The following is a 25184-nucleotide window of genomic DNA, read 5'->3' as shown; positions in this document are numbered from 1 at the left end:
TCTACTACAGCTATCATAGCGTCCGTCAACCCGGATGTCAACTGTTTCTGCCGGCTCTGCGGCTCCATCGGCGGGGCGCCGCATCAAATGCCGACAACTTCATGTCAAATCCGTTCATCGACGCCGCTTAAGCCTGGCGGTATAATGGAAGGGCATTCAAGACAAGCATAGCCATGCGGCTTCGAGGAGGGGTTCCCCCATGAACAATCTGGCCGGAAGAATCGCGCTCGTGACCGGCGCCGGCACCGGCATCGGGCAAGGCATTGCCGTCGCGCTTGCCGAGCGGGGCGCCAAAGTGGCGATTCACTACAACTCCAGCGCGGACGGCGCGAAGGAGACGCTTCGGCGGATCGAGGCCTTCGGCGGCGATGCTTTCATCGTGCAGGGCAACGTCTCAAACAAGGAAGAAATCGATCGCATGACGGCGGCGGTCGCCGACCGTTACGGCGGCATCGATATCCTCGTGAACAACGCGGCCTTGCAGCTTAACCGCGATCTGCTCGACTACACGCCGGAAGAGTTCGACCGGGTGTTCAACGTCAATCTGAAGGGATACTGGCAATGCATCCAGTCCGCCCTGCCTTACATGAAATCGCGGCCGAACGGGCGCGTCATTCTGATCTCGTCCGTTCACGGCAAGCGGCCGTCCGACTTCGACCCCGTCTACGCGATGACGAAGGGCGGCATCAAGATGCTCGCCCGGGAGGCTGCCATCGAGCTGGCGCAATACGGCATTACCGTCAACGTCATCGAGCCGGGCGCCGTGCTGGTCGCACGAACGGCGCCGAAGCAGGTCGAGATGACCGAAGAGGAGCGCAAGGCACACGAGATCCGGTTCCGCAAGAAATTCCCGCTCGGGCGGGTCGGCTTGCCGAAGGATGTCGCCAGCCTCGTCTGCTACATCGCATCGGATGAAACGGAATATCTGTCCGGCGCGGCCATCCGGCTCGACGGGGCGAACATGCTGCTCTGACGGACAACCGCCGCTGCCGCCCGCAATAATCCCGGTCCGAATTGCCAATACTAACAGGGAACGCCAACCATGACAGCAAAGGAGCTGGCCTATGAGACGAAAATTTTTGATCCATGCGGCGCTCGCCGCGGGTCTGGCGGCGGTTCTCCTGTTTGCCGCCCAGACGGCGGCCGCGCATCCGGACAAGGGGCGGGCTGCGGACAAAGCCCAGGCTTCGGGCTATGTGCATGCGGGCATCCTTTCCGCAGCGGCGGATATTCTGAAGCTCAACCGGGATGAACTCCGGCGGGAACTGAAGGAAGGCAAGACGCTCGCCGAAATCGCGGCGAAGAAGGGCATCGGGAAGGACGAACTGATCCGCAGGCTGTCGGAGGCCGCGGCGAAGCGCATCGACGCGCGGGTCGCCGAAGGCAGGCTGACCGCCGCGCGCGCCCGGGAGATCAAGAGCGGTCTTCAGGCGCACATCGAAGCGGCCGTGGACTCGCGCGACATCCTGCGCCCGCTTCACCGTCATCCCGGCCATCTGTTCATGATGCACAAGATCGCATCCGTGCTCGGCATGTCGAAGGATGAGCTCAAGTCCAGGCTTGCCGAAGGCCAATCGATCGGCGAAATCGCGAAGTCCAAGGGGATTTCCGAAGACCGGCTGATCGAGAAACTGAAGGACAGTCTGACCGAAGAATTGCGTCAGTTCGTCCGGATGAAGCATCCCGTCCGGAAACCCGGCAATTCCTGAAGCCCCGCATAGACACACACCCGCGGCCGATGATGCGTTTCGGCCGCGATTTTTTTTGCGTTCCTTCCCCTGGACCGGAGTCCAGGAAGAACATATGCCGCAGCATGAGGACGACCGTCCTTCCGGTGTGCTATTCTGGTTCCAACAACCTGACCGAAGGAGAGCATAGTGGAATGAAAGGAAGAGCCATCGCAGGCATTGCGCTGATTCTGCTCGGAGCTTATCTGTTTTTCATGCGGGATGAAAACATCAGCACCGGTTCGGTCTTCGCGTACTTCTGGCCGACGCTGTTCGTCATACCGGTCGGCATTCTGCTTCACTGGCTGTATTTCGGCGTGTTCGGACGCAGCGCCGTCGGCGTGCTCGTGCCCGCCGGCATCGTCACGACGACCGGCATCGTCTGTCAGATCGCGACGCTGACCGACGGCTGGTCGTATCTGTGGCCCGGCTTCATTCTGGCGGTTGCCGTCGGGCTGTTCGAACTCTACTGGTTCAGCGGACGGAACAAAGCGCTGCTCATCCCGATCAACATACTCGCGGGAGCGTCGCTCATCTTCTTCGTCGCTTTCTCGATCAGCAATCTGCTCGGCAAACTGGCGCTCGGACAGCCTTTTCTTGCGATCGTTTTTATTCTGGCCGGCGCGTTCCTGCTCGCCGCCCGCAAAAGCACGCCGTAACCGCCGCCGAGTTTGTCACTGGGAAATTTGCCTGCGGGTTGCAACCTTTCCGTATCCTGGAACGTCCTGGGGATGAGACCAGATAACGGAGGGATGCCATATGAAGACATGGCGGATCATCACGGCGGCCGCAACCGCTTTTGCCCTGGCCGCGACCATCGGGTGCAACGCAGACAATTCGCAGGATCAGAACAACAGCGCGCCGGAACCGGCCGTGCAGGACGAAGGAAAGCCGGGAACCGGAGGAACGAATGCTCCGGCGGACAATCCGTTGCCGGAAGACGAAGATGGGGCCGTCGACGGGCAGGGAGCCGAACCGTCGACGAATGCCTGCAATGGCGCCGGCGATCAACCGGTCGACCTGCCGGCGCCGGTCGATCCGTCCGAACCGCAGCCGGATGATCCGGCAGCCGGTGAGAGCGGCGATGGTGGAGACGGCACGATGACCATTCTGCCGATCATCGAACCTGCGCCGAAGACGGAGAATACGCCGGGAGCCGTCAGGACTCTCCCTGAGCCGACCGATCCCGGACAGACCGCGCCGGACAGAAACGCCTCCAATCAGGGAGGCGGCGTCGATCCGGACACGCCCGTCTCGAAGCGCGCCGCCGTCAACGGATCCGATTCGGCGGCAGGCACCGTCCCGGGCGCTCCCGCGGATTACGGCGACGGTCGCGAACCCGCGCCTGCCTTGAAAGCCATGCCCGCAACCGGGCAATAAGGATGCAGAAAGGCCGCTCGGACATTCCGTTCCGGACGGCCTTCGTCTATCACGAAGCCAGACGCATCAGCAGCGCTTTCGGATTCGGATGGCTGCCGAGCGCGCCGGATTTGAATCCTTTGAGCATCCCCGCATATAAACGATTATGCTCCCCGAAAAGATACGCGTACCCTTCGGCCCTCCTTGTTCGTTTATCAGTCGAAACAAAAGCATGCATGAAGGAGGATAACGCCATGCCATATGTGCCGATAGTGGTGGAACAGACCAACCGCGGGGAGCGATCGTACGACATTTATTCCCGCCTGCTCAAGGACCGGATCATCATGCTCGGCAGCGCCATCGACGATCAGATCGCGAACACGATCGTGGCGCAGCTGCTGTTCCTTTCCGCCGAAGCGCCGGATCAGGACATCTATTTCTACATCAACGGTCCGGGCGGATCGGTGACGGCGGGGTTCGCCATCTATGATACGATGCAGATCGTGAAGCCGAAAGTGCATACGATCTGCGTCGGTTTCGCCGCGTCCTTCGCCGCCATGCTGCTGATGGGCGGAGAACCCGGCTACCGCTTCGCGCTGCCGAACAGCGAGATCATGATCCACCAGCCGCACGGCGGCGCGCAGAGGCAGACCAGCGACATCGCGATCACCGCGAAGCGGTTCATGGAAACCCGCTCGCGCATCTATCGCATCGCATCCGAACGGACCGGCCAGCCGATCGAGCGGATCGAACGGGACATGGACCGCGACACGCACATGTCCGCCGAAGAAGCGAAGGCGTACGGGATCATCGACAAGGTCATCACGACGATGTAATCACGCGTCCGGGTGCGGCCTGCGGCCCTGGTATCCGTCATGCCAGCCGTGGTAGCAGGTCGCCCGCTCCTCGCCTTCCTTCCAGCAGATCAGCACCTGCTTGCCATCCACGACGGAAGGAAAATCGAGCAGCCCGGGGAACACCGACTTGAGCAGCACGCCGTTCCGCTTGAAATTGCCGATGATCAGTTCCGCTTCCATGCGCAGAAATTCAATCCGGCTTTCGTCCAGGAAGAACGGATCTTCCGTGCCGTATTCCGGCCGTCCGCCGCTTCCCGCATGCTTTCGCTTTCTGTATTCCTTTTTCTTGAGGTGCAGAGCTTCCAGGCGGTGTTCGAGCTCGCGGACCAACGCCTGCAGCCGGGCCAGCTGAATTTTCAATTCCGGCAGCAACGCGTTCGCTTCCGCCAAAGTGAACAAGCGGACGTCCACGGCATGCGCCTCCCTTCCCGAATCGCTACCCACTTCTTCCACTCCGGCCCGCCGAAATCCTGCCTCAAGCCGAAAAACAACCCGCAGCATCAAGCCGGCATACATCAGTCGGTCTCATACAGCGGCGCGACGACCGTATAAGGCGCATTCGGGACTACGATTGTCGTCTTGCGGCTCGTCACATCTTCCACATTGGCCGTATCGCCGATCCAGCGGACGAATCGGCCGCGCTGCGGCGGATAGGCGATGATCTCCACGGTCTCGCCGGGCTCGTACGTGCCGCCGCCCGCGCCGCTCACCACATCCAGCACCGGCTTGCCGTCCGTCCGGAACGGCGGTGCCGGAAGGCCCGCGCGGTTGTACAAATTGCCGATCGGCGAGTCGGCCCAGTTGTAGCGGACGACTGCGGGAGCCTCGACCTGATCGGACCAGACGACCACTTCATCGCCGTCAATCTCCGCCTCGGCCCAGTGGAACTTGCCGTCTTCCCCGGCCACCGCGAACCCGAGCAGCTCGCCATCCGGTGCCGGTTTCACCGGTTCGAGCCCTTCCTTCAGCCCGGCCATCAGCCCCGATTCGGCATGCCGGAACTTGAGGCGGACGCGGTTTCCTTCGACGGTCATCGATTCGAAGATCGGTCCGGAAGGCACGACATCCCGCCCGTAGACCGTGCCGAGCGCGCAGCTTGCCGCCCGACGTCCGACATCCTGCTTGTTCGTCGGGTGGATATCGCCGGGGTTGCCGATATCCGTCGTCACCACGAGACAGGCGCGCGGATCGCCCTGCACCGCCTTGAGCTGCGCTTCGCGCACGATGGCGAACCACGAGCGGTCGTTCACGGGCATGCTGACGCTCTGCAGGGAGCCGTAGGATGACAGTTGGATGATGACGAACGGCAGCCCAGGATCCCGGAACGTCCTCCGCCAGTCATCGATCCACAGCTTCAGCGTCCGGTGGTAGGACGCTTCGCCGCCGTTGCTCTCGCCCTGATACCAGAGCACGCCCTTCAGCCGGTACGGCGCCACGGGCGCGATCATGCCGTTGTACAGCGCCGTCGGCGACGTGAAGGCGTCGATCGCCTCGACGCCGATGCGAACCGCTTCCGCTTCCGCCTTGAGCTGCGGAACCTGCCGCACCGCCTCCAGGCTCATCCACGTCTCGATCTTCGTGCCCCCGACGGCAGCGAATATGATGCCGACCGGCACGCCGGTCTCCCGCGTGACCTCGCGGGCGAAGAACCAGGCCACCGCCGACAGGTTCGGCGCCGTCAACGGAGACACCGGCTGCCAGGTCTGGCGGAGATCGGCTCCCGACAGCGGCACCGCGCTTGTCCGCGCGTCATATTTGACATAGCGGACCAGCGATTCATTCGCCCGCTGGATCTCGTCCGCCGCGTTGATGGCTTGCGACAGCCGCCATTCCATGTTCGATTGGCCGGACGCCAGCCAGACGTCGCCGAACAGGACATCGTTCAATTCGATTTTGCCCGAACGCGAGGATACCGTTATCGTATGCGGTCCTCCCGCCGGATGAACCCCCAGCGAAGCGCGCCATCTCCCCGAAGCGTCGGCCGTGGCCGACGTCGTCTGTCCGTCGAGCGCAACCGTCACCCGATCGCCCGGAGCAGCCCAGCCCCAGATGAATGCTTCCTCATCCCGCTGAAGCACCATATGATCGCTGAAAACCGGGTGAACAAGCGGCTTGCCCTCATGTTCGGATCTCGCCGCATACGAGACGATCGCCTCCGCTTCTGCCTCCTCGCCCGATCCGATGCCGCGCGCGGCCACTTTCAGTTCATAACTGCCGATCCGCGGAGGCAGCCAGATGACGCGGTGGGCATCTCCGTAGTCATTGATCGGCTGCCAATTGCCATTCCTTTCCCTGGCGTAGAAGCGGTATTCCGCAGCGTTGTCGGCAAGCGCGACCAGCGTTACGGGCACATCGGCCGGACCCGAATCCGCCCCGTCCTCCAGGATCAGCTCGACCGACCGGACGGGACCGCCGGCGCCGCCGATGAATTCCGCGTAATCGACCGCGATCCAGCCCCAGTCGCTGGCGATCTCCAGCGTGTTCGTTCCTTCCTTCAGTTCAAATTGGCCGATGACCGCATCGTTCCAATCCCGCGAATCCTTGAACGTGTATTGGAAAGGCGCGGCTCCGTTCAGCCTCAGTGTGTTCGGCTTGTCCCCGCCATACGTCTTGTACCGGACGACGATCATATACGTGCCCGCTTTATCCAGATCCAGCTCAAAACGGAGGACGTCGCCCGATGCGTCGAACCCTTCGACGAACCAACCGCCGGATGCGTTCCCATCCATGCCGGTCGTCAAACCGTTCAGACCGGCCGATTCCGCTTCGATGAGGAGCGATGAACCCGACCGCCCCTCCGTCCGATCCTCCGCATGATCGGTACGGACCTGCCGCGGCTCCGGCGCATCGTCCAGCCGGCTTGTTTCCCAGATGATAATCGCACCAAAAACGCCGACGAACAGCAGCACCGCCGCCGCAAGCGTGGCAATCGTTCCGCGATCGTTCATGATCATCGCCCCGTAATCTCAGGATCTGAGCTCCTTCACTTCATCAAGTGTAAGAACGTACTCATGATGCAACACATGCCGAATATGGTCTTCGCTGTTCTGAATGCCGTCGTTTATGAAATCGCCGTTCCAGGTGCAGAACCAGCTCCAGTGCGTTTCGGTCTTGACCAGCAGATCGGGATCCGGAATGGGGCCGTTCTCCGTCATGGCCGCCAGCAACAATTCCTCCGTCTCCGGAGTCGCGTCCGGATTGACCAGTCGGCGTACGACCCGGTGTTCCGGACGCTTTCGGGCTTTGCGGATTTTGATGTAATCCATATTGTACCATCCCCAGTTGCGGGAGATAAGCACTTCATTTCGCCCGGTCCGGAGCAGCCACTTGCCCGCATACGCCTCCGTGAATGTCCCGGAAGCGGCCAGCCGGATCTCGGCCGCCTGGCGATCGTCCAGCGACAGCATTGTATACTTGTCGCCGCCCGGACTGCTGTAACCGACCCACATATCATAAAGCCCGTCTTCCGGCGCTTCGACGAACACCGTCAGCGAATCTTCATCGTCATCAAATCCGGTTACATAACCGTCACCCGAGTAGCCGGACAATTCCGCAGCAGCATGAACTCCGTTCAGCACACCGGCTTCGGCTTCGAACAGCAGCGGCTGCATCTCCTTCTCCGGCTGCGGCTCCTTCAGGAGCAAAAATGCCGCGGCGGCGGCCGTAACCGCTGCGGCTGCAGCCCCCGTCCACAGAACCTGCCTGGCCTTGCTCATCCCTTGCCCCCCGCCGCATCGCGCAAGCGCACCACCAGGCTGAAATGGTCTCCGGGCGGCACCTGGAATGCAAGCCCCGCGTGCATCAACCGGTCGCCGCCGAATGTGCCGAAACCTTCCACCGCATAGTCCCGCTGCGGATCGAGCCCTTTCAGGCGGAGACGCTTCTTCGGCATATGGGGTTCGGCGAGCACTTTGAAGTAAAACAGCAGCGCTTCGGAACGATCTTCCGTTACGAACATCCAGGCAGTCTCGTTCCCCTCAAACGGACTGAGCAGCCGGTACAGCTCACCCTGCTGGACGATCGGCCGGATCGATTTGTAGAGCGCGACCTGCCGTTTGACCTCTTCCTTCTCCTCGTCCGTAAACTTCGTCAGATCGAGCTCGTATCCGAAATTGCCCGACATCGCCACATCGCCGCGCATCTTGAGCGGCGTCACTCTCCCGACCTGATGGTTCGGAACGGCGGAGACATGCGCGCCGATGGCGCTCGCGGGATAGACGAGACTTGTGCCGTATTGAATCTTCAGTCGCTCCACCGCGTCCGTGTTGTCGCTGGTCCAGGTTTGCGGCATGTAATACAGCATCCCCGGGTCAAAACGCCCGCCGCCGCTCGAGCAGCTCTCGAACAGAATATGCGGGAACTCGCCTGTCAGCCGCTCCATCAGTTCGTACACGCCGAGCATATGGCGGTGCGCAATCTCTCCCTGGCGCTCCGGAGGCGCCGCCGCGGAGCCGATTTCGGTCAGGCTGCGGTTCATGTCCCATTTGACATAGGCGACCGGCACGGATCGGAAAATGGCGCTGAGCATTCCGTAGATGTGCTCCCGCACGTCCGGACGGGACATGTCCAGCACAAGCTGCGTCCGGGCGAGCGTCCGTCTGCGGCCTTCGACATGCAGGCACCAGTCCGGATGTGCCCGGTACAGGTCGCTGTCCGGGGAAACCATCTCCGGTTCCACCCAGATCCCGAATTTCAGGCCGAGCCGGTTGATCCGTTCCGCCAGACCTTCCAGACCGTCCGGCAGCTTGTCCCGGTTCACGACCCAGTCCCCGAGCGAAGTCGTGTCATCGTTGCGCTTGCCGAACCAGCCGTCGTCAAGGACGAACAGCTCGATGCCGAGTTCGGCGCCGGCTTTTGCGATGGATACGAGCTTGTCGGCAGTGAATTGAAAATACGTCGCTTCCCAATTGTTGACGAGAATCGGCCGCACCTGATCCCGGTAGACCCCGCGGCACAGCCGGGTCCGGTACAGCTTGTGGTAGGTGCGCGACATGCCGCCGAGACCATTGTCGGAATAGACCATTACCGTTTCGGGCGTCTGGAACGACTCGCCCGGCATCAGCAGCCAGCAGAAATCGAACGGATTGATGCCGACCTGAACGCGGACTTTCCGCATCGAATCGACTTCCGCTTGTGCGAGGAAATTGCCGCTGTAAACGAAGCTGAATCCGTACACCTCGCCGCGATCCTCATCCGCCCCGGGCTCCGCCAGCGCAAGAAACGGATTCAATTGATGGCCGCTCATCCCGCGCCGGCTCTCGATCCTCGTGCCGCCGGGTCCGATCGGCCGCCGCTGCAGATGCGCTTCCCGCCCCCAGGCGCCCGCGAGATAGACCGCTTCGTAATCCGGGATGTCCATATCGACGCTCATGCTGAGCGCGCGCAGCAGTTTCAGCCGCCCGCTCCCGCTGTTGATCAGCCGGGCGGAACGGGCAATCGCATTCGAATCCTTGAACACCGTGTACAAGAGCGCGACCCGAAGGCCGGAATACGCGTCCGCCAGTGTGATCTCCAGCGTCTCCGCCTCGTCATCGGCCTCTGCATAGGTTGCGGGCAGTCCTTCGAGCCTCGGCTTGCCCGGAATGATTCGATAGCCTTGATACACCAGTTCCGTAATGCGCGACCCGTCTTCGAGCTGCACCTGATAGGCCGGCGAGCGGAAGTCGCCGCTGCCGTACTGCGAATATTCCTGCGGCATCTGGTCCAGATTCCGATGCTTCGGCAGCCCCGGCATGTCCTGCAGATTGCCGTCCGCGCGCAGCTTCTTCCCCCAGTACAGGTGAACCGGATATCCGTCCACAACCTGCATCACATAACTGACATCTTTGCCTTGCAGGTGAAAAAGGCCAGCTCTTTCATCGATATGTATCGCCATATCCGCCGCTCCTTTTGAACAAAATTTTCTCAATTTTTTTGTAACATATTGGAACATGCGGCAGGCATGGAATAACGTATTGTCTGCATGGATAAATGTCGGAAGTGAGAATGCGGTGCTTCTCGGACTAGTGATGCTCTTTCCGCCGCTTTTTGACCATATCCCCTTCGCTCAGCAGCCGAACTCCGCCAGGATGCTTTTCATCCATATCCCGTTCGCTCATGCGGCGATGCAGCGGAATTCATTGTTCCCTGATTTGACCGAATACAAGACGCGTCCCGGAAAATCATTCAAAAATACCCAACCAACCATTGAAATGAGAACATATGTTTGGTATAATGGGATCAGTCACAATTGTCAGGGGGCTGAGCGGGGATGTTCGCGAATGAGCCGGCACTTCGATTTCTCGATTACCCGGAACAGAAATGCGCCGATCTCCTGATGCAAGCGCGCTGGCCCGGCGGTTTCCGGTGCCCGGGATGCGGCAGCACGGCACATTATCGCATATCCGGACGTCGGCTCCCGCTGTTCGCCTGCGCGTCTTGCCGCCGTCAATGCTCGCTCATTTCCGGCACCGTCATGGAGAGAAGCCGCGTTCCCCTGCGAAAATGGTTCACCGCCATCGCGCTTATCTCTTCCCGGCCGATAAGCGCCGCCGCGCTTGCCGACCAGATCCGCGTGACCTACAAGACGGCTTGGCTCATGCTGCACAAGCTGCGCAGCGCCATGTCCCGCCACGAAGAGCTTGACCGACTGACCGGGCTCGTCCGGCTTCAACTCGGCAACGCCGGTCCCCGACCCTTGCCGTGGGTGAGGAACCTCAGCGATCGCGAACATCCTTTCGTGATCGGCGGCAGCATGGAAGGCGGCCCTGATGGACATGTGCTGGGGATCAAGCTGATGCAGGACACAGGCGGGGACACCTACCAATGGAAGATTACACCCCAAGGCGCCCTCCGCTTTATCGAAAAACATGTGGACCGAAGCCGGTCCGCGGTCGATTTGCGCACCGACACACTGGGACGGACACGCGTTTTTTCTCTGTGGAAAATCGCCATGGACATCGGTTGCGGCATCAATTCCGTACACCGGGGCGTAGGAGCCAAGTACCGGCAAGCTTATTTGAATGAGTATGCCTATCGCTTCAATCAATCCAGCCGGGGACAGAATGCGGAACGGCACCTGCTGCATTTGGCCGCCGCTTCCGGCGCACCGACCCGAAAACAGTTGAGGGCCCGTCCCGTACCCGGCCGCCCGGACTGGGAGACGTACCGGAATACGCGCCGGATGATTGCCGAATTGAAGGCGCTTGCCGCCCGATTGCTGCCGCAGGCATCGGGACAATAATTCCGAAAGGAAGAACAGTCGCGAATTGCGCGCCGGCAACCGTTTGCCGTGCAAATTTTTCACCAGGTGAATAATTTGCCGGATGAAATGTTCGCCTCGGTGAATGGCGGATTGGCTTGTTGAGCGATGCATACGGTATGAGGTTCACTCCAACTTGCTGAGCGACGGGGATATGGACAAAAAGGCCGGAGAACGACACCATGCCTTGCATGCCCTGTATGCCCGTATGCCCTTATGCCCTGTATGCCTCAAATGCCCCGGATACCCTCGAATGCCCGCTCGCTCCGCTGCCGGCGCCGATCCGCTCTCGTGGCGTTATCGCGGAGATTCTGAAGCCCAACGCTGCAAGGCGTCTTGCGGAGCCCGGAAGCCGAGACGGTCCATGGCCAGCAGCACCGCACCGAATACCGGTTCGATCTTCGGGATGACGAGTTCGAACGGCGCCCCGGCTCTGTCGCGCAACGTCTCTTCCAACGCGCCCAGCAGATGCGGGCTGCGGCCTTTCTGCAAGACCGAGCCGGTCAGGACGATCGGGATCGGACGGCTTCCGAATGCGGCGAATCCGCCCAATCGGAGGATGACCGACGCGGCGGCCAGACCGAGTTCACGACCGGCGCTGCGGAGCAGGCGGACCGCCAGTTCGTCGCCCGCTTCCCCCGCGCGGTGCAGCACCAGGGTGAGGTCAGACGAGACATGGTAAATGCCGCGGTCCAGCCAGTCGTTGACCAGTTGCTCCATCGTTTCGAACCCGTACCATGCGGGCACGTCTTGCGTGAGCCGGCTTGGAATCTCCCGCAGTTCCCACGAACGGACCGCGGCCCGGAATGTCTCTTCCGCCATATGGGAACCGCCCGCCGCGTCGCCGTACAGATAGCCGAATCCGCCGGTCTGGATCGTCTCGCCGCGCGCGTTTCGTCCGGCGGCGTTCGTGCCGCTGCCGCAGACGAGCACAACGCCGATGCCGTCGGGGCTGCCCGTGCGCAGTCCCGTCATGGTGTCGCACACGACATCCCAGTTCCGGTAGGGCAGCGAGGCGAGCGCCGGGCGCAAGACCGCAAAATCGGCCGGCCGATCCGCTCCGGCCAATCCGTAACAGACTGCCGCAATCTCATCCGGCGCCGCGCCCGCTTCGTGAACCGCTTGTTCGGCCGCGGCGCGGATCTCGGCCAATGCTGCATCGATGCCGCTCGTCTGGTGGTTCCCGCAGCCCGCCTGTCCTTCGCCGCGTATGACTCCGCTATCGTCCGTTACAACGGCGCGCGTTTTAGAACCGCCGCCGTCAACGCCAAGGATCAGGGTCAATGGCTCTTCCTCCTCCACCCAATAAAAGCGCTTGCAATTTTCTGTCCGATTCATTGACTGCTCCTCCTTTCCACTATATCATGACAAGTGACTTTTATGCACGGAGGTGCGGTATGGCGCGAAATCCGCTGAAAATCGCGGTGATCGGCGGCGGTTCATCCTATACGCCGGAACTGGTGGAAGGCTTCATTCAGCGATTTGAAGAGTTGCCTGTTGAAGAACTCGTGTTGGTTGACATTGAAGAAGGACGGCATAAGCTGGAGATTGTCGGCGCGCTTGCCCGACGGATGGTCGAAAAGGCCGGCAAACCGATCCGGGTGAAGCTGACGATGGACCGCAGATCCGCCATCCAGGGCGCGGATTTCGTGCTGACGCAGCTCAGGGTCGGCTTGCTGGACGCCCGCGCGAAGGACGAGGCCATTCCGCTGAAGCACGGATTTATCGGACAGGAGACGACCGGCGCCGGAGGCTTTGCAAAAGCGTTGCGCACGATTCCGGTCATTCTCGACATTTGCCGGGATATCGAGGAACTGGCGCCGGACGCTTTTCTGATCAATTTCACGAATCCCGCCGGCATGGTGACCGAAGCGGCACTCAAATATTCGAATGTCCGCACGATCGGCCTGTGCAATCTTCCGATCGGCACGCGAAAGCAGATCGCCCGTTTGTTCGGGGTCGACGCGGAGGCCGTCGATCTGGAGTGGACCGGCATCAATCATTTGAACTGGGTGACGCGCATTGCCGTCGAGGGGCGCGATGTAACGGATGAGCTGTTGCGGCGGGCGGCGGGATCAGCCGGCCTGACGATGAAGAATATTCCCGACCTCGGCTGGGATGCCGAACTGCTCCGGTCAATCGGCGCGCTGCCCTGCAGTTACCATCGTTATTACTACATGAAAGAAGAGATGCTGAAAAAACAGCTTCAGGAGCTGCAAGAGAGCGGTACGCGCGCGGAGGTCGTGAAGAAAGTCGAAGCCGAATTGTTCGAGCTGTACCAAGATCCTGAACTCGCGGTCAAACCGCCGCAGCTCGAGCAGCGGGGCGGCGCCTATTACTCGGAAGCCGCCGTCAATCTCATCTCGTCGATTCGCAACAACCGGAAAGACATCCAGACCGTCAACGTCCGGAACGGCGGCGCGATCCGCTGCCTGCCGGATGACGCATCGATCGAAGTGAACTGCGTCATCGATGCGGCCGGAGCGCATCCGGTGCCGCCGTCTACGCCCGTCACGCCGCAGATCCGCGGCCTGCTGCAGGTCGTGAAAGCCTACGAAGAATTGACGGTGGAAGCGGCGGTGCACGGCGACAGGGACGCGGCGCTGCAAGCGCTGACGATCCACCCGCTCGTCGGATCGGCGGAAGCGGCGCGGAAGCTGCTCGACGAACTGCTGGAAGCGCATGCGGCCTACCTGCCCCGGTTCCGGGTTCGGGAGGAAGGACGGACATGAGCCGGTCTGTCTTCCATGCCGTCCAACCGGACACAGGCCGGGCAACCCTCGATGCCGGGCGGGCGGATGTGCCGGCGTTTGCGCTGACGTTCGACGACGGGCCGGATCTCGTGCCGATCGAACGCTGGCTGAAGGCGCTGGAGGACAAGGGCGCGCGGGGAACGTTCTTTTTCACCGGGGAGTGGCTGGACCGTCATCCCCGCCTCGCACGCCGCATCATCGCCCGAGGACACGAGCTCGCGCATCACAGCTATCATCACCGCCGCATGGGCGAGATCGAAGATCAGGCGCTGTTCCTCGAAGAAATCCGGCTTGCGGAAATCGCATACCAGGAAGCGACGGGGCGTCCGGCCCCGGCGTTTTTCCGTTTTCCCTACCTGCATTATCGCGAGCGCAATCTGCAATGGCTGAGCGGGATCGGCTATGTCGCGGTCGGGGGCTTCGATTCCGGCGATTGGGCGGGCATTGACGCGGAATCCATCGCCGCGAATGTGGCGCCAGCCTTGGAAAGCGGCATTGTCGTCGTCCACCATTGCAACGATATTGCGCGCGGCACGCCGGGCGCATTGCCCGTCATTCTGGATGCCGCCGCCGAGCGGGGGCTTAAGGCCGTTGTCGTATCGGACATGCTGCGGGCGCTCAGCCGGCATCCCGGGTACCGGTCATGGCGGCTCAGCATCACCGTTCCGGCGGATGGTCCCGATCTGCCGGCGGAAGATTGGCGGCCGGCGGGGGCGCCGGAGGAAGCGCGGCTGCGCACGGATCGAAACGCGGCGCGACATGCGCCGGCTCGAGCGGATGTGCCGCCACCTCGGCTGGCGTACCGAATGGATCCTGGAGACGAGCAATTGAGAAAGCGGCCCTGAACGCCGGGATGACGTTCGGGGCCGCTTGTTTGCTCATCAGGCCTGGCTTGCGCGGATGGCTTGTTCGAGATCGGCGATAATGTCGTCGATATGCTCCGTGCCGACCGACAGCCGGATCATGCCGGGCGTCACGCCGGTGGACAGCAGCTCTTCGCCTTCGAGCTGGCTGTGCGTCGTGCTTGCCGGATGGATAATCAGCGACTTCGAGTCGCCGACATTGGCCAGATGCGAGAACAGCTTGACATTGTCGATTACTTTCCGTCCCGCTTCGACGCCGCCCTTGATGCCGAAGGTCAGGATGGCGCCTTGACCGCCCGGCATATATTTGCGCGCAAGCTGGTAGGACGGATGGCTTTCGAGTCCCGGATAGTTGACCCATTCCACCGCTTCATGCGATTCGAGGAACTTCGCGACAGCCAGCGCGTTCGCGCTGTGGCGCTCCATGCGCAGATGCAGCGTCTCCAGCCCCTGCAGCAGCAGGAACGCGTTGAACGGCGACAGCGAAGCGCCCATGTCGCGGAGCAGCTGGACGCGCGCCTTGATGATGTAGGCGATCGGTCCGACGGCATCCGTGTAGACGACGCCGTGGTAGCTCGGGTCCGGTTCCGTCAGGCCCGGGAACTTGCCGCTCGCCTTCCAGTCGAAGCGGCCGCCGTCGACGATGACGCCGCCGATCGACGTGCCGTGTCCGCCGATGAACTTCGTGGCGGAATGAACGACGATGTCGGCGCCGTGCTCGATCGGACGGCAAAGATACGGGCTCGGCAGCGTGTTGTCCACGATGAGCGGAATGCCGTGCTCATGCGCGATGCGGGCAACCGCTTCGATATCGAGCACGTCGCCGCGCGGATTGCCGATGGTCTCGGCGTAAAGCGCTTTGGTCTTGTCCGTAATGGCGCGCCGGAAGTTTTCCGGATCGTCCGGGTTGACGAATTTCACGGTGATGCCGATCTTCGGCAGCGTGATGGCGAACAGGTTGTACGTGCCGCCATAGAGGCTGGAGGCGGATACAATCTCGTCCCCGGCACCCGCGATATTGAGGATGGCATACGTGATGGCCGCCTGACCGGACGCGGTCGCCAGCGCAGCGGCGCCGCCTTCAAGCGCTGCCACGCGCTTCTCGAAGACATCCGTGGTCGGGTTCATGATGCGCGTGTAGATGTTGCCGAATTCCCGAAGCGCGAACAGGTTCGCGGCATGATCGGCGTCCCGGAAACCGTACGATGTCGTCTGGTAGATCGGGACCGCCCGCGAACCGGTCGTCGGATCGATCTCCTGACCGGCATGCACGGCCAACGTCTCAATGCGGGGTTTGCGTTCCTCGGTCATGCTTGAAATCCTCCTTATTCATGCAGGATATGGCAATTCATTGCTTGTCCCGTTGACGGTATCAGCATAAATCCAAAGTATTCCACTCTCTTAATAATGTCAATGGAATTTTTTGTCCCGGATGAGAAGATTCTCATCCCGCCGGCCTTGAAGACATTGGCAAATCTGTGCTGCAAACCGCGCCCCATTTTATTAATGTAGAGATATGTTGCAAAAATACATAATTTGGAATTTAATCAACTGCAACTGGTAATTTTTTATCGTTTCCCCTCCACTTTTTTTGCGTTAGCATGAATTGCAAAGGAGGAGATGAGCAATAATGAAACGTTTGACCAGTCTTGGCTTATCCCTGACATTGGCGGCAGGAATTTTCGCCGGACAAGCCTCGGCCGCAACGTATGAGACCGAGGTGATCTCGGGAGTCAACCTCAGGTCGGCACCGAATACGAGCGCATCCGTATATCGGCTGCTAAGCAAAGGTGAAGACATCCACGTTATTCAGAAGGTCAACGATTACTGGCTGAAGGTACAGACGAAGGACGGCAAGATCTACATAGCGGGCACAAGCGGCAAAACCGCCACTGCCAAAAGCGGAGTCAATCTCCGGTCAGCACCGAGCACAAGCGGCAGCAAAATCGGATTCATAAGCAAAGGCAACACCGTCACCGTACTCGAACAAGTGAACGCGTACTGGCTGAAGGTCAACTATAACGGAACCATCGGTTACGCATCCGCAAACTATTTCAATTATTCGTCTTCTTCGGGTTCGAATTCCGGCACCGCAAGCAAGTCCGCTTCCGCCATCGTGAATACGGCGAAATCGTATCTCGGCAAATTCACCTATAAATATGGCGCCGAACCCTGGAACACGAATTACAAATATTCGGACTGCTCGGCGTTTGTACAGCTGGTCTACAACCGGCATCACGGCTTCAAGCTGCCGCGGACAAGCAGCGCCCAGTCGAAACAAGGCAAGTACGTCTCCAAGTCGAATCTTGCGCCCGGCGATCTTGTCTTTTTCGACACGGACGGTAACGGCAGCATCAATCATGTCGGCATTTATATCGGAGGAGGCGACTTCATCCACAGTTCGCCGGTCAACAAGGTCGGCATCAACACGCTGAATTCCGGCTATTGGAAATCCAAATACAAGACGGCGCGCCGCGTGCTGTAGCTTGCTCCAGGACCTGTGCGGGTATATCCCGCACAGGTCCTGCGCATAATACGGGAGTCGAGCCATGGCGCATATTGCAAAAAAATCTAACAGAAATCCAACAATTCTGAGAATCGTCATCTGCAAATCAACGGAACATCACGATATTGTAGAAGTGTAAACGCTTTACGCTCCGGCATTGCCCGGGAGGCACAGGGTTTACACTTCATTCCATTTGGAAGAAAGGGGATTCGTAAAGATGAAACAGAGACGAGCATGGTCCAAAGGTCTGGCCCTCATGCTGCTTGCTCTGGCCCTCGTCGTGACGGCATGCGGCGGCGGCGGAAAGAAGGACAACAGCGGCAGCAACGGGTCCGCCGGCGGCAACAGCGGCGGCGGCGCAAGCGGCGGCAGCACGGAACTGAGCATCATGTGGTGGGGGCCGGACGCGCGCCACGAAGCGACGCTCGCTGCGCTTGACGTTTATACGAAGCAAAATCCGAACGTCACGTTCAAGCCGGAATACATGGCATGGGACGCGTACTGGCAAAAACTGCCGACGCTTGTCGCATCCAAGACCGTAACGGACGTGCTGCAAATGGACGCAGCGTACATTCAGGACTATGCTTCGAAGGGCGTTCTCGCCGACCTGTCCGACATCGATCTGTCGGGTATCGTCGCGGACAACGTCATCGAGAACCTGAAGATCGACGGCAAGCTGTACGGCATTCCGCTCTCCCTGAACGCGCAAGGCTACGCCTACAACAAGACGAAGCTCGAAGAGTACGGCATCAAGCTCCCGTGGAAAGACTGGACCTGGGAAGATTACTTCAACTGGGCTCGAGAAGCTCGCGAGAAACTCCCGGAAGGCATCTACCCGATCGGCGACGTCAACACGTGGGACGGCTATCAATACTATCAAACGGCAATGGGCAAAGGCCCGATCATGGAAGACGGCGGCAAGAAGTTCAACCTGGACAAAGAGCTGTTCATTGAATTCTTCAACACGTTAGCCGAATTCCGCAAACAAGGCATCGTACCGCCGGCGGAAATGTCCGCTTCGTTCCTCGAGAACGACCCGCAGGCCGACCCGATGGCATCCGGCAAAGTGATGACGCGCGGCGCGTCGGTCGGTTCGGTCAGCGCGCTGGAAGACCTGCTTCCGGGTCAAGTCGGCGTCGTCAACGTCCCGACGGGTCCCGCGGGCGGCGGCTGGGCGCAATCGACGATCTTCCTGTCCGTCTATGCCAACACGCCGGATCTGGAAGAAGCGAAGAAGTTCGTGAAATGGTTCATCACGGACGAAGAAGCCGGCAAAACGCTCGGTCTGACGCGCGGCATTCCGATCAACGAAGCGATCTACAAACTGCTCGAACCGGATATGCAGCGCCGCGACATCATCGGCAAGGAACTGTACGACGTATCGGTCGACAAGGCGCTTCCGTTCTACGGTACGGCAGCGGGCTGGACGGAGTGGACGGACTACTTCAAAGCGCAAATCGAAGCCGTCCAATTCGGTCAGCAAACGGTCGAGCAAGCTTACGAAAACATCGCGAAAATGGGCGAAGAGACCGCAGCCAAGGCGGCATCCGCAGGCTGATCTCCTCTCCCGCAGAGGCTTCCCATAATCGAGTAGGAGGGGGCGGCAAGCCCCCGACCTCTCACACCACCGTACATGCGGGTCCGCATACGGCGGTTCCGAAGGTTAACAAAGCTCAAGGTAACGAGAAAGCAGACTTTTCAGCCCTTTCGCTTCCCAGTAGGAAGTCGGAAGGGCATTGTTTGTGTTACGGGACATTTCCCACGGACCACGGCGTGAGTTCGCCATCATTCGAGCCGCCCATTCGGGCACGCCGAGTGCACGGAGATTACGCAATCTGGTCCTGGGTCTCTTCCATTGTTTCCACAGACACATGCGTAGTCGCCTGCGCATCCATGCGTCGAGGTTACCACAGTGGTTCTTGGCGGCAGCCAGGCGGAAATAACCGATCCATCCCATCATGAAGCGGTTCAGTCGGTTAATCCGTTCTTCCATCGTCAGCGGGCGCGAGCGGTCCGTTATCTCCCGGACTTTCTTCTTGAAACGCTGAATCGTCCTGGGAGCCAGACGGATTGTGGCCTGCTTGTTCGACAGGAAGCTGAAGCCGAGGAACTTTCGGTTCCACGGCCGGTCTACCGCGCTTTTGTCCCGATTCACTTTCAGTTTCAGCTTTCCTTCCACAAATCGGATCACCGATTCCATGACCCGTTCCCCGGCCCGCTTGCTGGCCACGAAGATGTTGCAATCGTCCGCATAGCGGACGAAGTGCAGTCCTCGTCTGGTCAGTTCTTTGTCCAAATCGTCCAGCAGGATGTTGGCGAGAAGCGGACTGAGCGGGCCGCCTTGCGGCGTGCCTTCTTCCGTTCTCACGACCACACCCCCGGCCATAACCCCGGCATTAAGGTAAGCGCGAATCAGTTTGAGCACGCGCTTGTCGTCTATCCTCCGCGCGACTCTCGCCATCAGGATGTCGTGGTTCACACGGTCGAAGAACTTCTCCAGATCCATGTCCACGACCCAGCGGAGGCCGCTTTGGATATACTGCTGCGCTTGCCTTACCGCATCGTGCGCGCGCTTCCCCGGCCGGAAGCCGTAGCTGTGCCATGAGAAATGCGGGTCAAAGATCGGTTCCATCACTTGCAGAAGCGCTTGCTGGAGAAGACGGTCCATCACGGTCGGGATGCCGAGCAGCCGTACGCCGCCTCCGGGTTTGGGGATTTCCACCCGTCTGACGGGCAAGGGGCTGTACGTTCCCGCAAGGAGTGCGGCTTTCACCGCTTCCCAGTGTGTGTTCAGGTAAGCTTGTAACTCCGTTACCGTTACCCCGTCCACACCGGGGGCTCCTCCGTTCTGTACCACTTTCCTGTAGGCCTTCAAGAGGTTCTCCCTTTCCAGCATCTTCTCCAGCAAGTCGTCCTGTGCTTTGCGAGAGGAAGGGGCGATTTGTGCCGGCAACGGACTCGGCACTCCAACGGTCCCTTGCGGCTTCACCGCTACCTCCCGCTGGCAGCCCTCTTGCGAGGTATTCTGCTGTCTATGCCCGTCGCGCGAACGCATCGGTTTCCTCTCTCCTTTCGGTTTGGCCCTTCCGCTTTCCTTACGTCCCGTACTCGCGTACTATGGCCTCTGCTGACTCCTGCGGATTCAGCGCAGCCTCCCGGCTGCGGTTACGAAGTCACTTCGCGCATGAAGTCACTTCGCGTATTCCGCAGGCCTCCCCGGATAAGAGCGTCATCTTTCCGCCCGCGACCACTGGAGTTTACAGGATTAGTCCTTGGCGGCTTTGGATTTCGTTGTGTGCTGGCAACTCATCCGACTAACCCTGCCTCGAATCCAGTTCGTGTACCTTGGCCCGTGCGTTTGCCTTAGGCTTCCTTCAGATTCGGCCTCGCGACCGACACCCTTGCCCTCGGCTAATGGTAGGCGCTCGCCAGCCCCCATTCCGGACTTTCACCGTAGAGATGACGCCCATGCCGGGCTAGAGTAAAGGGCTGGGGATTCCAGCCCCTCCTCATCAAACCGTACGTGAGGTTTTCCCTCATACGGCTTTCCGATGTTCGTCATTCATGTGCATGCAACTAGCAGAGCTTCTTTAGTCCACAGACATTGGCAATGTGTTTCACTTTGTGCCAGCAACTACGCCAGTTCCGCCGCTGGTGCTTTTTCGCGTACCCGCGCGTCAACCGCATAAGAATATACCAGTCCAGCTTCGCCATCTTGCGGTGGCTGTATGCCGTCATGTAGTAATTCTTCCATCCTTGAATCTTCGGATTTAACCAGTCCACGTGTTCTTGAATCGACTTATGCCGCATGGTCGCCGTTCCAAGCCGTTCTCTCACCACTTCCCAAATGTGCTTCTCCGCTTTCGCGCTCAGCCATTGCTGCGTGGTGTAATACGCCTGGTTCCGCGACGTCGCCGCTTTCGCCTTCCGGTGATGCAGTCCAAGAAAGTCAAACCCTTCCTCTCCTGTCCACATCCCCACGATCCGCGTTTTCGTCGGGTGCAAGGTCAGTTCCAGACGTTCCATAATTGCCCTAACCAACTGGCAGGCGTGCCGGGCGTCTTTCTTCGTCTTGCACACGATGACAAAATCATCCGCGTACCGGGTGAGTACCCCGACTTCCTTCCCGTGCTTTTCCCACAATCGGTCGAAGTAGTTCAGGTAAATGTTCGCCAATATCGGCGAGATCACTCCTCCCTGCGGTGTGCCGAGGTCCGAACGTTTGACGTTCCCTTCCTCCATCACGCCTGCCCCGAGCCATTGCCGGATCAGCTTTAGGACCCTTCGGTCGCTGATGCGCATTTCTACCAGCTTCATCAGTTTCTCTTGGTTGATGTTGTCGAAGTATCCTTGGATGTCGATGTCGACTACCCAGTTCCCTTTCCGGTTGCAGGCTTTGCGTATGCGTTCCAGCGCCTGCTTCGCTCCACGCTTGGGGCGAAAGCCGAAGGAACAGTCCTGGAAATCCGCTTCAAAGATTGGTTCCAGCACGAGTTTGGTTGCCATCTGAATGACACGGTCCCGTATCGTCGGTATGCCAAGCGGCCGTTTCCTCCCGTCCGCCTTGGGGATGTACTGGCGGCGTACCGGTTGCGGGACGATATCGACCCTCCCGGAGAAGGCGTTGGCATTCTTTCACAAAGGCGATTTCGCCCTGATTTTCGATATCCGCGATGGTTTCTCCGTCGACTCCTGCCGCTCCACGGTTCGCCTTGACTGCTCGCCATGCCTCCCATAACATATCCGTTCGATAGATCTTGTCATACAGTGCGTGGAATCGTCGCGTCTTGAACAAAGCAGGGGTCCTTCCCTCCCGCAGGTTGTGTTGTCCTGCGTTCCTCGGTACTATAACCCCCTCGGACTCCCTTCCTGCAGGCCGCTCACTTCACCTTTTGGGCTTAATAGAGTGCCTCTTTACGGAATTGTTCCGTGCAGGGGAGGGTCTCCCCAGTTCACGGTATCTTCTTTCATGTCGTGCCGCTCCCTCTACGCCGGAGGATTCTTTGCTGCCGCTCCAGGTTCCCGGCAGCTTCCGTGGCCTTCGCCCATGTACGCGGGGCTCGGCTTCCTCTTTTCCCTCTTGCGAGGCCTTTTTGACGACGCGGCAGGATTCACTTGATGTTACGGCCTGACATGTTGCTCGCCCTGTCTCTGACAGGTACTTTCGTCGATGCGCTTCTACGCACGGATTTCGCCGTACGCAGGCATCCTGGCTACACGGGGGCTTGGCCCCTCCCGTGGCCGGACTTTCACCGGCTAGAAGATACGTGCTTTCTGGGCACGCCGTACCGCAAAAAGAACTGCCGGCATCCAGCCGGCAGTTCTTCTATTCTCCGATAAGCCGAAGATGATTTACATTCTGACGATGTGCCCGATGACTTCTTTCGTCTCCGGGTCGAAGAGAACCGTGACAGGTCCGAGCAGCGCGTCCTGATCCGTCTTGTATGTTACGGCGACCAGCTTGCCGCCGTTCGCGCGGATGTCCTCCAGCAGCCGCTCCTTCCCTTCCAGCGGGATGACGGCCGCGTTCGCGGCGTCAATCAGCTCGACCAATGCCTCATCCTTCGCCGTGATCAGGTGCGCTTTGTCCTCATCCGAAAGCTGCTTCCAGGCGAGCTCGCGGTACTCCTGCTCTTCCGCCGGCGCCAACCATTCGCGCTGGTCGTCGACTTCGATGTACTGCGCGTGGCTCTGCGGAGGCAGGCTCTTCATGACGGCCGGGCCGTAATAGGCGCGCACCACCAGCCCCGGCTCAAGCAGCTCCGCATCCGCCGGCTGCTTGTCGGAGCGGACGATCAGCGTCTCCGGACCGGCAAGGAGCACCAGCTTGACTTCTCCGCCTTCCTCGTCGGCAAGCCCGATGCGCCAGCCGTCCTCCGTCTTCTCGACCGAATGGATGACCTGCTTGGCCACCAGATGCTGCTGCATGACCTTGATGGACGCGGCATGCGACTGAGCGGGATAGCTCATCGCCACCATCGGGCCGTATTCCGCTTCGATGGCCATGCCCGGCGCGAGATCTTCCGCGGCGAACGGCTTGCCTTCCGCATCGGTGAGCACCGTCTCCTTGTCCGCGTACAGGATGAGCCAATTGTCCGGACCGATCACATCAATCCGCCACCGGTCGCCGTCCTGCGTCACGCCGTTGATGTAGCCCGTGAACGTCATGTACTGCTCCTCGTCCTCCGCACCCGACAGTTCGATGCGGTTGCCTTTCCAATGGATTTCATATCCCGTCGCTTCCGCGATGCCGCGGGCGGGGAGATAAGCTTTGCCTTCAATGATGACCGGCTTCATTCCGGTTTCGGCGCCGTCAACGGCAACGATGATATCGGGCCTCAGCCACCCGCTGATTTTCTGTCCGATTCCGTCTGCGCCGGCCGAAGCCGCTGCAACGAGCAATCCCGCCGTCGTCATGACGGCCAGCCATTTCCGGGGTTGTCGCATGGTTTTCTCATCGCTCCCTTCCACAAAGTGCTGCAATTGCACCTTCACAGACGGAGCATTCCCCGAAAAGGTTACAGCCAGCCCCCGACATTTTTTGTCCGGTCCGGTTCAGCGGCTCTTGATCAGCGCCATCTCCTGCCTGCGCGCGAATTCTTCCGGCGAGACCGCCCCGCCGAACAGCGCCTGAACAAGCGTGTAATGTTCCTCGGCCGCAACCGGTTTCATCTGCACGTCCGCGTACAGCGTCACCTTGTTCGCCGTCCGCAGTTCGTTCAGCAGATCGCTGAACATCCGCGGCAGGTGAACAGAACGCGTGTTCACTTTTGTCGCTGGAATGATGCCCGCCTCCGTCACGGCGCGTTCTCCCCATTTTTTGACGAAATAGGCGACGAACTGCTTGGCCTCTTCCTTCACCTTCGAGTTCTCCGCCACGAACAGGCCGAGACCGGGGCCTCCGATCCAGTTGTTCAGCTCCCCCTTGCCGCCTTCGACGAGCGGGAAGGGGAAGAAGCCGATTTTATCCTTGAACGATTCCGCAACGTTCGGATTCGTCGTGTAATTCGGCACTTCCCATGTGCCGATTGCGAACATGGCCGCCTGTTCCGCCATGAATGCAGCCTTCGCCTCTTCATTGGACATGCCCATGAATCCGTCGTGAAAAGCGTCCAGCTCCACCAGTTCCTGCGTCAGCCGGGCCGCTTCGACAATCCGGGGATCGGTGAACCGGGACATCGCGATCGACTGATCCAGCAGATCCGCTCCGCCGACCCGGTCGACCAGATACATGAACCAGAAGGACAGCGTCCAGGCGTCCTTGCCGCCCAGCGCGATCGGCGTCACGCCGGCCTCGTTCAAGCGCCGGATGACCTCCTTCAGATCGTCGAACGTCTGCGGGGGGACCAGACCGCAGCGCGCGAAAATGTCCTTGTTGTAGAATACCGGCACGATGTTCAGTTCGACCGGCACCGCGTAGGTCATGCCATTCTTCTCGTACGCCTCCGTCGTGCCGGAGACGAACTGTCCGCCCAGCTCATCCTCCAGCAGGTCGTCGAGCGGGGTGAACAGGCCGCCTTCCACGTAGGGATCGAGAAATCCCGCCGCCCAAGTAAATCCGACATCCGGCAGCGCGTTCGATGCGGAGAGCACTTTCAGCCGGTCCTTGTACAACTCGTTTTCAAGCGCTTCCAGACTGACCGTGACACCCGGATGCTCGTCCATATACTCCTCGATAATGCGTTCGACCAGTTCGTTCTGCAACGATCCGATGTGCGGCCACGGCGACATCAGCCGGATCGTCACGCTCTCGCCCGCGTTCGCCGCGGGTGCTTCGCCGCTGCCGCAGGCCGCAAGCAGCAGCGCGGCGATCAGCATGACCGATGCCGCCGCCGGGATGCGGATCTTCACGATCTGTCCCCCTTTCCGATCAGGCGCC

General features: G+C 60.2%; 20 protein-coding genes. 10 read left to right on the top strand and 10 right to left on the bottom strand.

Annotated elements, in window-relative coordinates; genetic code table 11:
* Nucleotides 1–199: 199 nt before the first annotated feature.
* The 5 genes from THECO_RS02470 to THECO_RS02450 all read left to right on the top strand — a co-directional run bounded on the left by THECO_RS02470 (nucleotide 200) and on the right by THECO_RS02450 (nucleotide 3922).
* Entirely contained in the window at nucleotides 200–973 is a 774-nt protein-coding gene (locus tag THECO_RS02470) for an SDR family NAD(P)-dependent oxidoreductase (protein WP_015253485.1), read from the top strand.
* A gap of 91 nt (nucleotides 974–1064) precedes the next feature.
* Nucleotides 1065–1709, top strand: a complete 645-nt coding sequence (locus tag THECO_RS02465) for a hypothetical protein (RefSeq protein ID WP_015253484.1) — start codon at nucleotides 1065–1067, stop codon at nucleotides 1707–1709.
* Nucleotides 1710–1882: 173 nt separating this feature from the next.
* A complete protein-coding gene (locus THECO_RS02460; protein ID WP_015253483.1) occupies nucleotides 1883–2386 on the top strand; it encodes a hypothetical protein in 504 nt (167 codons plus the stop codon).
* A gap of 100 nt (nucleotides 2387–2486) precedes the next feature.
* Nucleotides 2487–3107, top strand: coding sequence for a hypothetical protein (locus THECO_RS02455; protein WP_015253482.1), 621 nt, complete (start codon nucleotides 2487–2489; stop codon nucleotides 3105–3107).
* Between the two features lie 215 nt (nucleotides 3108–3322).
* Nucleotides 3323–3922, top strand: coding sequence for an ATP-dependent Clp protease proteolytic subunit (locus THECO_RS02450; protein WP_083883335.1), 600 nt, complete (start codon nucleotides 3323–3325; stop codon nucleotides 3920–3922).
* On the opposite strand, the gene THECO_RS02445 is transcribed toward THECO_RS02450, so the two are convergent.
* The 4 genes from THECO_RS02445 to THECO_RS02430 all read right to left on the bottom strand — a co-directional run bounded on the left by THECO_RS02445 (nucleotide 3923) and on the right by THECO_RS02430 (nucleotide 9818).
* Nucleotides 3923–4354, bottom strand: a complete 432-nt coding sequence (locus THECO_RS02445; protein WP_015253480.1) for a DUF2203 domain-containing protein — start codon at nucleotides 4352–4354, stop codon at nucleotides 3923–3925.
* 104 nt (nucleotides 4355–4458) lie between these two features.
* Entirely contained in the window at nucleotides 4459–6891 is a 2433-nt protein-coding gene (locus THECO_RS20340) for a sialate O-acetylesterase (protein WP_198285769.1), read from the bottom strand.
* Nucleotides 6892–6909: 18 nt separating this feature from the next.
* Nucleotides 6910–7659: a CBM35 domain-containing protein gene (locus THECO_RS02435; RefSeq protein ID WP_015253478.1), complete on the bottom strand. Its 750-nt coding sequence runs from the start codon at nucleotides 7657–7659 to the stop codon at nucleotides 6910–6912.
* A complete protein-coding gene (locus THECO_RS02430; protein WP_015253477.1) occupies nucleotides 7656–9818 on the bottom strand; it encodes an alpha-galactosidase in 2163 nt (720 codons plus the stop codon). The genes THECO_RS02435 and THECO_RS02430 overlap by 4 nt, the downstream gene beginning before the upstream one ends.
* A 375-nt stretch (nucleotides 9819–10193) precedes the next feature.
* Here THECO_RS02430 and THECO_RS02425 point away from each other — a divergent pair, with 375 nt between their 5' ends.
* A complete protein-coding gene (locus THECO_RS02425) occupies nucleotides 10194–11165 on the top strand; it encodes a transposase (RefSeq protein WP_015253476.1) in 972 nt (323 codons plus the stop codon).
* Nucleotides 11166–11480: 315 nt separating this feature from the next.
* Here THECO_RS02425 and THECO_RS02420 read toward each other — a convergent pair whose 3' ends face one another.
* Nucleotides 11481–12467, bottom strand: coding sequence for an N-acetylglucosamine kinase (locus THECO_RS02420; protein ID WP_041853759.1), 987 nt, complete (start codon nucleotides 12465–12467; stop codon nucleotides 11481–11483).
* Nucleotides 12468–12580: 113 nt separating this feature from the next.
* On the opposite strand from THECO_RS02420, the gene THECO_RS02415 reads away from it, so the two are divergent.
* Nucleotides 12581–13915 carry a 6-phospho-beta-glucosidase gene (locus tag THECO_RS02415; RefSeq protein ID WP_015253474.1) on the top strand — a complete coding sequence of 445 codons (1335 nt, stop codon included), beginning with the start codon at nucleotides 12581–12583 and terminating at the stop codon, nucleotides 13913–13915.
* Nucleotides 13912–14781 carry a polysaccharide deacetylase family protein gene (locus THECO_RS02410; RefSeq protein WP_015253473.1) on the top strand — a complete coding sequence of 290 codons (870 nt, stop codon included), beginning with the start codon at nucleotides 13912–13914 and terminating at the stop codon, nucleotides 14779–14781. Before THECO_RS02415 ends, THECO_RS02410 begins: the two co-directional genes overlap by 4 nt.
* Before the next feature lie 36 nt (nucleotides 14782–14817).
* Here the strand turns inward: THECO_RS02410 and THECO_RS02405 are convergent, their stop codons facing one another.
* Nucleotides 14818–16110, bottom strand: coding sequence for a homocysteine synthase (locus THECO_RS02405; RefSeq protein ID WP_015253472.1), 1293 nt, complete (start codon nucleotides 16108–16110; stop codon nucleotides 14818–14820).
* A 319-nt stretch (nucleotides 16111–16429) separates the two neighbouring features.
* Between THECO_RS02405 and THECO_RS22460 the strand changes: the two genes are divergently transcribed.
* Nucleotides 16430–17284 (top strand): C40 family peptidase, encoded by an 855-nt coding sequence (locus THECO_RS22460; RefSeq protein WP_015253471.1) that lies wholly within the window; start codon nucleotides 16430–16432, stop codon nucleotides 17282–17284.
* Nucleotides 17285–17522: 238 nt separating this feature from the next.
* Nucleotides 17523–18863, top strand: a complete 1341-nt coding sequence (locus THECO_RS02395; RefSeq protein WP_015253470.1) for an ABC transporter substrate-binding protein — start codon at nucleotides 17523–17525, stop codon at nucleotides 18861–18863.
* Between the two features lie 105 nt (nucleotides 18864–18968).
* Here THECO_RS02395 and ltrA (THECO_RS02390) read toward each other — a convergent pair whose 3' ends face one another.
* The 4 genes from ltrA (THECO_RS02390) to THECO_RS02375 form a co-directional block, all read right to left on the bottom strand.
* A complete protein-coding gene (gene ltrA, locus THECO_RS02390) occupies nucleotides 18969–20360 on the bottom strand; it encodes a group II intron reverse transcriptase/maturase (protein ID WP_015253469.1) in 1392 nt (463 codons plus the stop codon).
* Between the two features lie 521 nt (nucleotides 20361–20881).
* The gene (gene ltrA / locus THECO_RS02385) at nucleotides 20882–21877 is read right to left on the bottom strand and encodes a group II intron reverse transcriptase/maturase (protein WP_232427773.1); all 996 of its coding nucleotides are present in this window, start codon (nucleotides 21875–21877) and stop codon (nucleotides 20882–20884) included.
* 780 nt (nucleotides 21878–22657) lie between these two features.
* Entirely contained in the window at nucleotides 22658–23752 is a 1095-nt protein-coding gene (locus tag THECO_RS02380; RefSeq protein ID WP_015253467.1) for a stalk domain-containing protein, read from the bottom strand.
* A gap of 108 nt (nucleotides 23753–23860) precedes the next feature.
* Nucleotides 23861–25156 (bottom strand): extracellular solute-binding protein, encoded by a 1296-nt coding sequence (locus THECO_RS02375; protein WP_015253466.1) that lies wholly within the window; start codon nucleotides 25154–25156, stop codon nucleotides 23861–23863.
* Nucleotides 25157–25184 lie beyond the last annotated feature (28 nt).

It is taken from the genome of Thermobacillus composti KWC4, assembly GCF_000227705.2.
In the GTDB taxonomy this organism is placed as follows: Bacteria; Bacillota; Bacilli; order Paenibacillales; family Paenibacillaceae; genus Thermobacillus; species Thermobacillus xylanilyticus.
The sequence above is the reverse complement of the archived record's forward strand: the minus strand, read 5'-3'. Positions and strand labels throughout refer to the sequence as shown.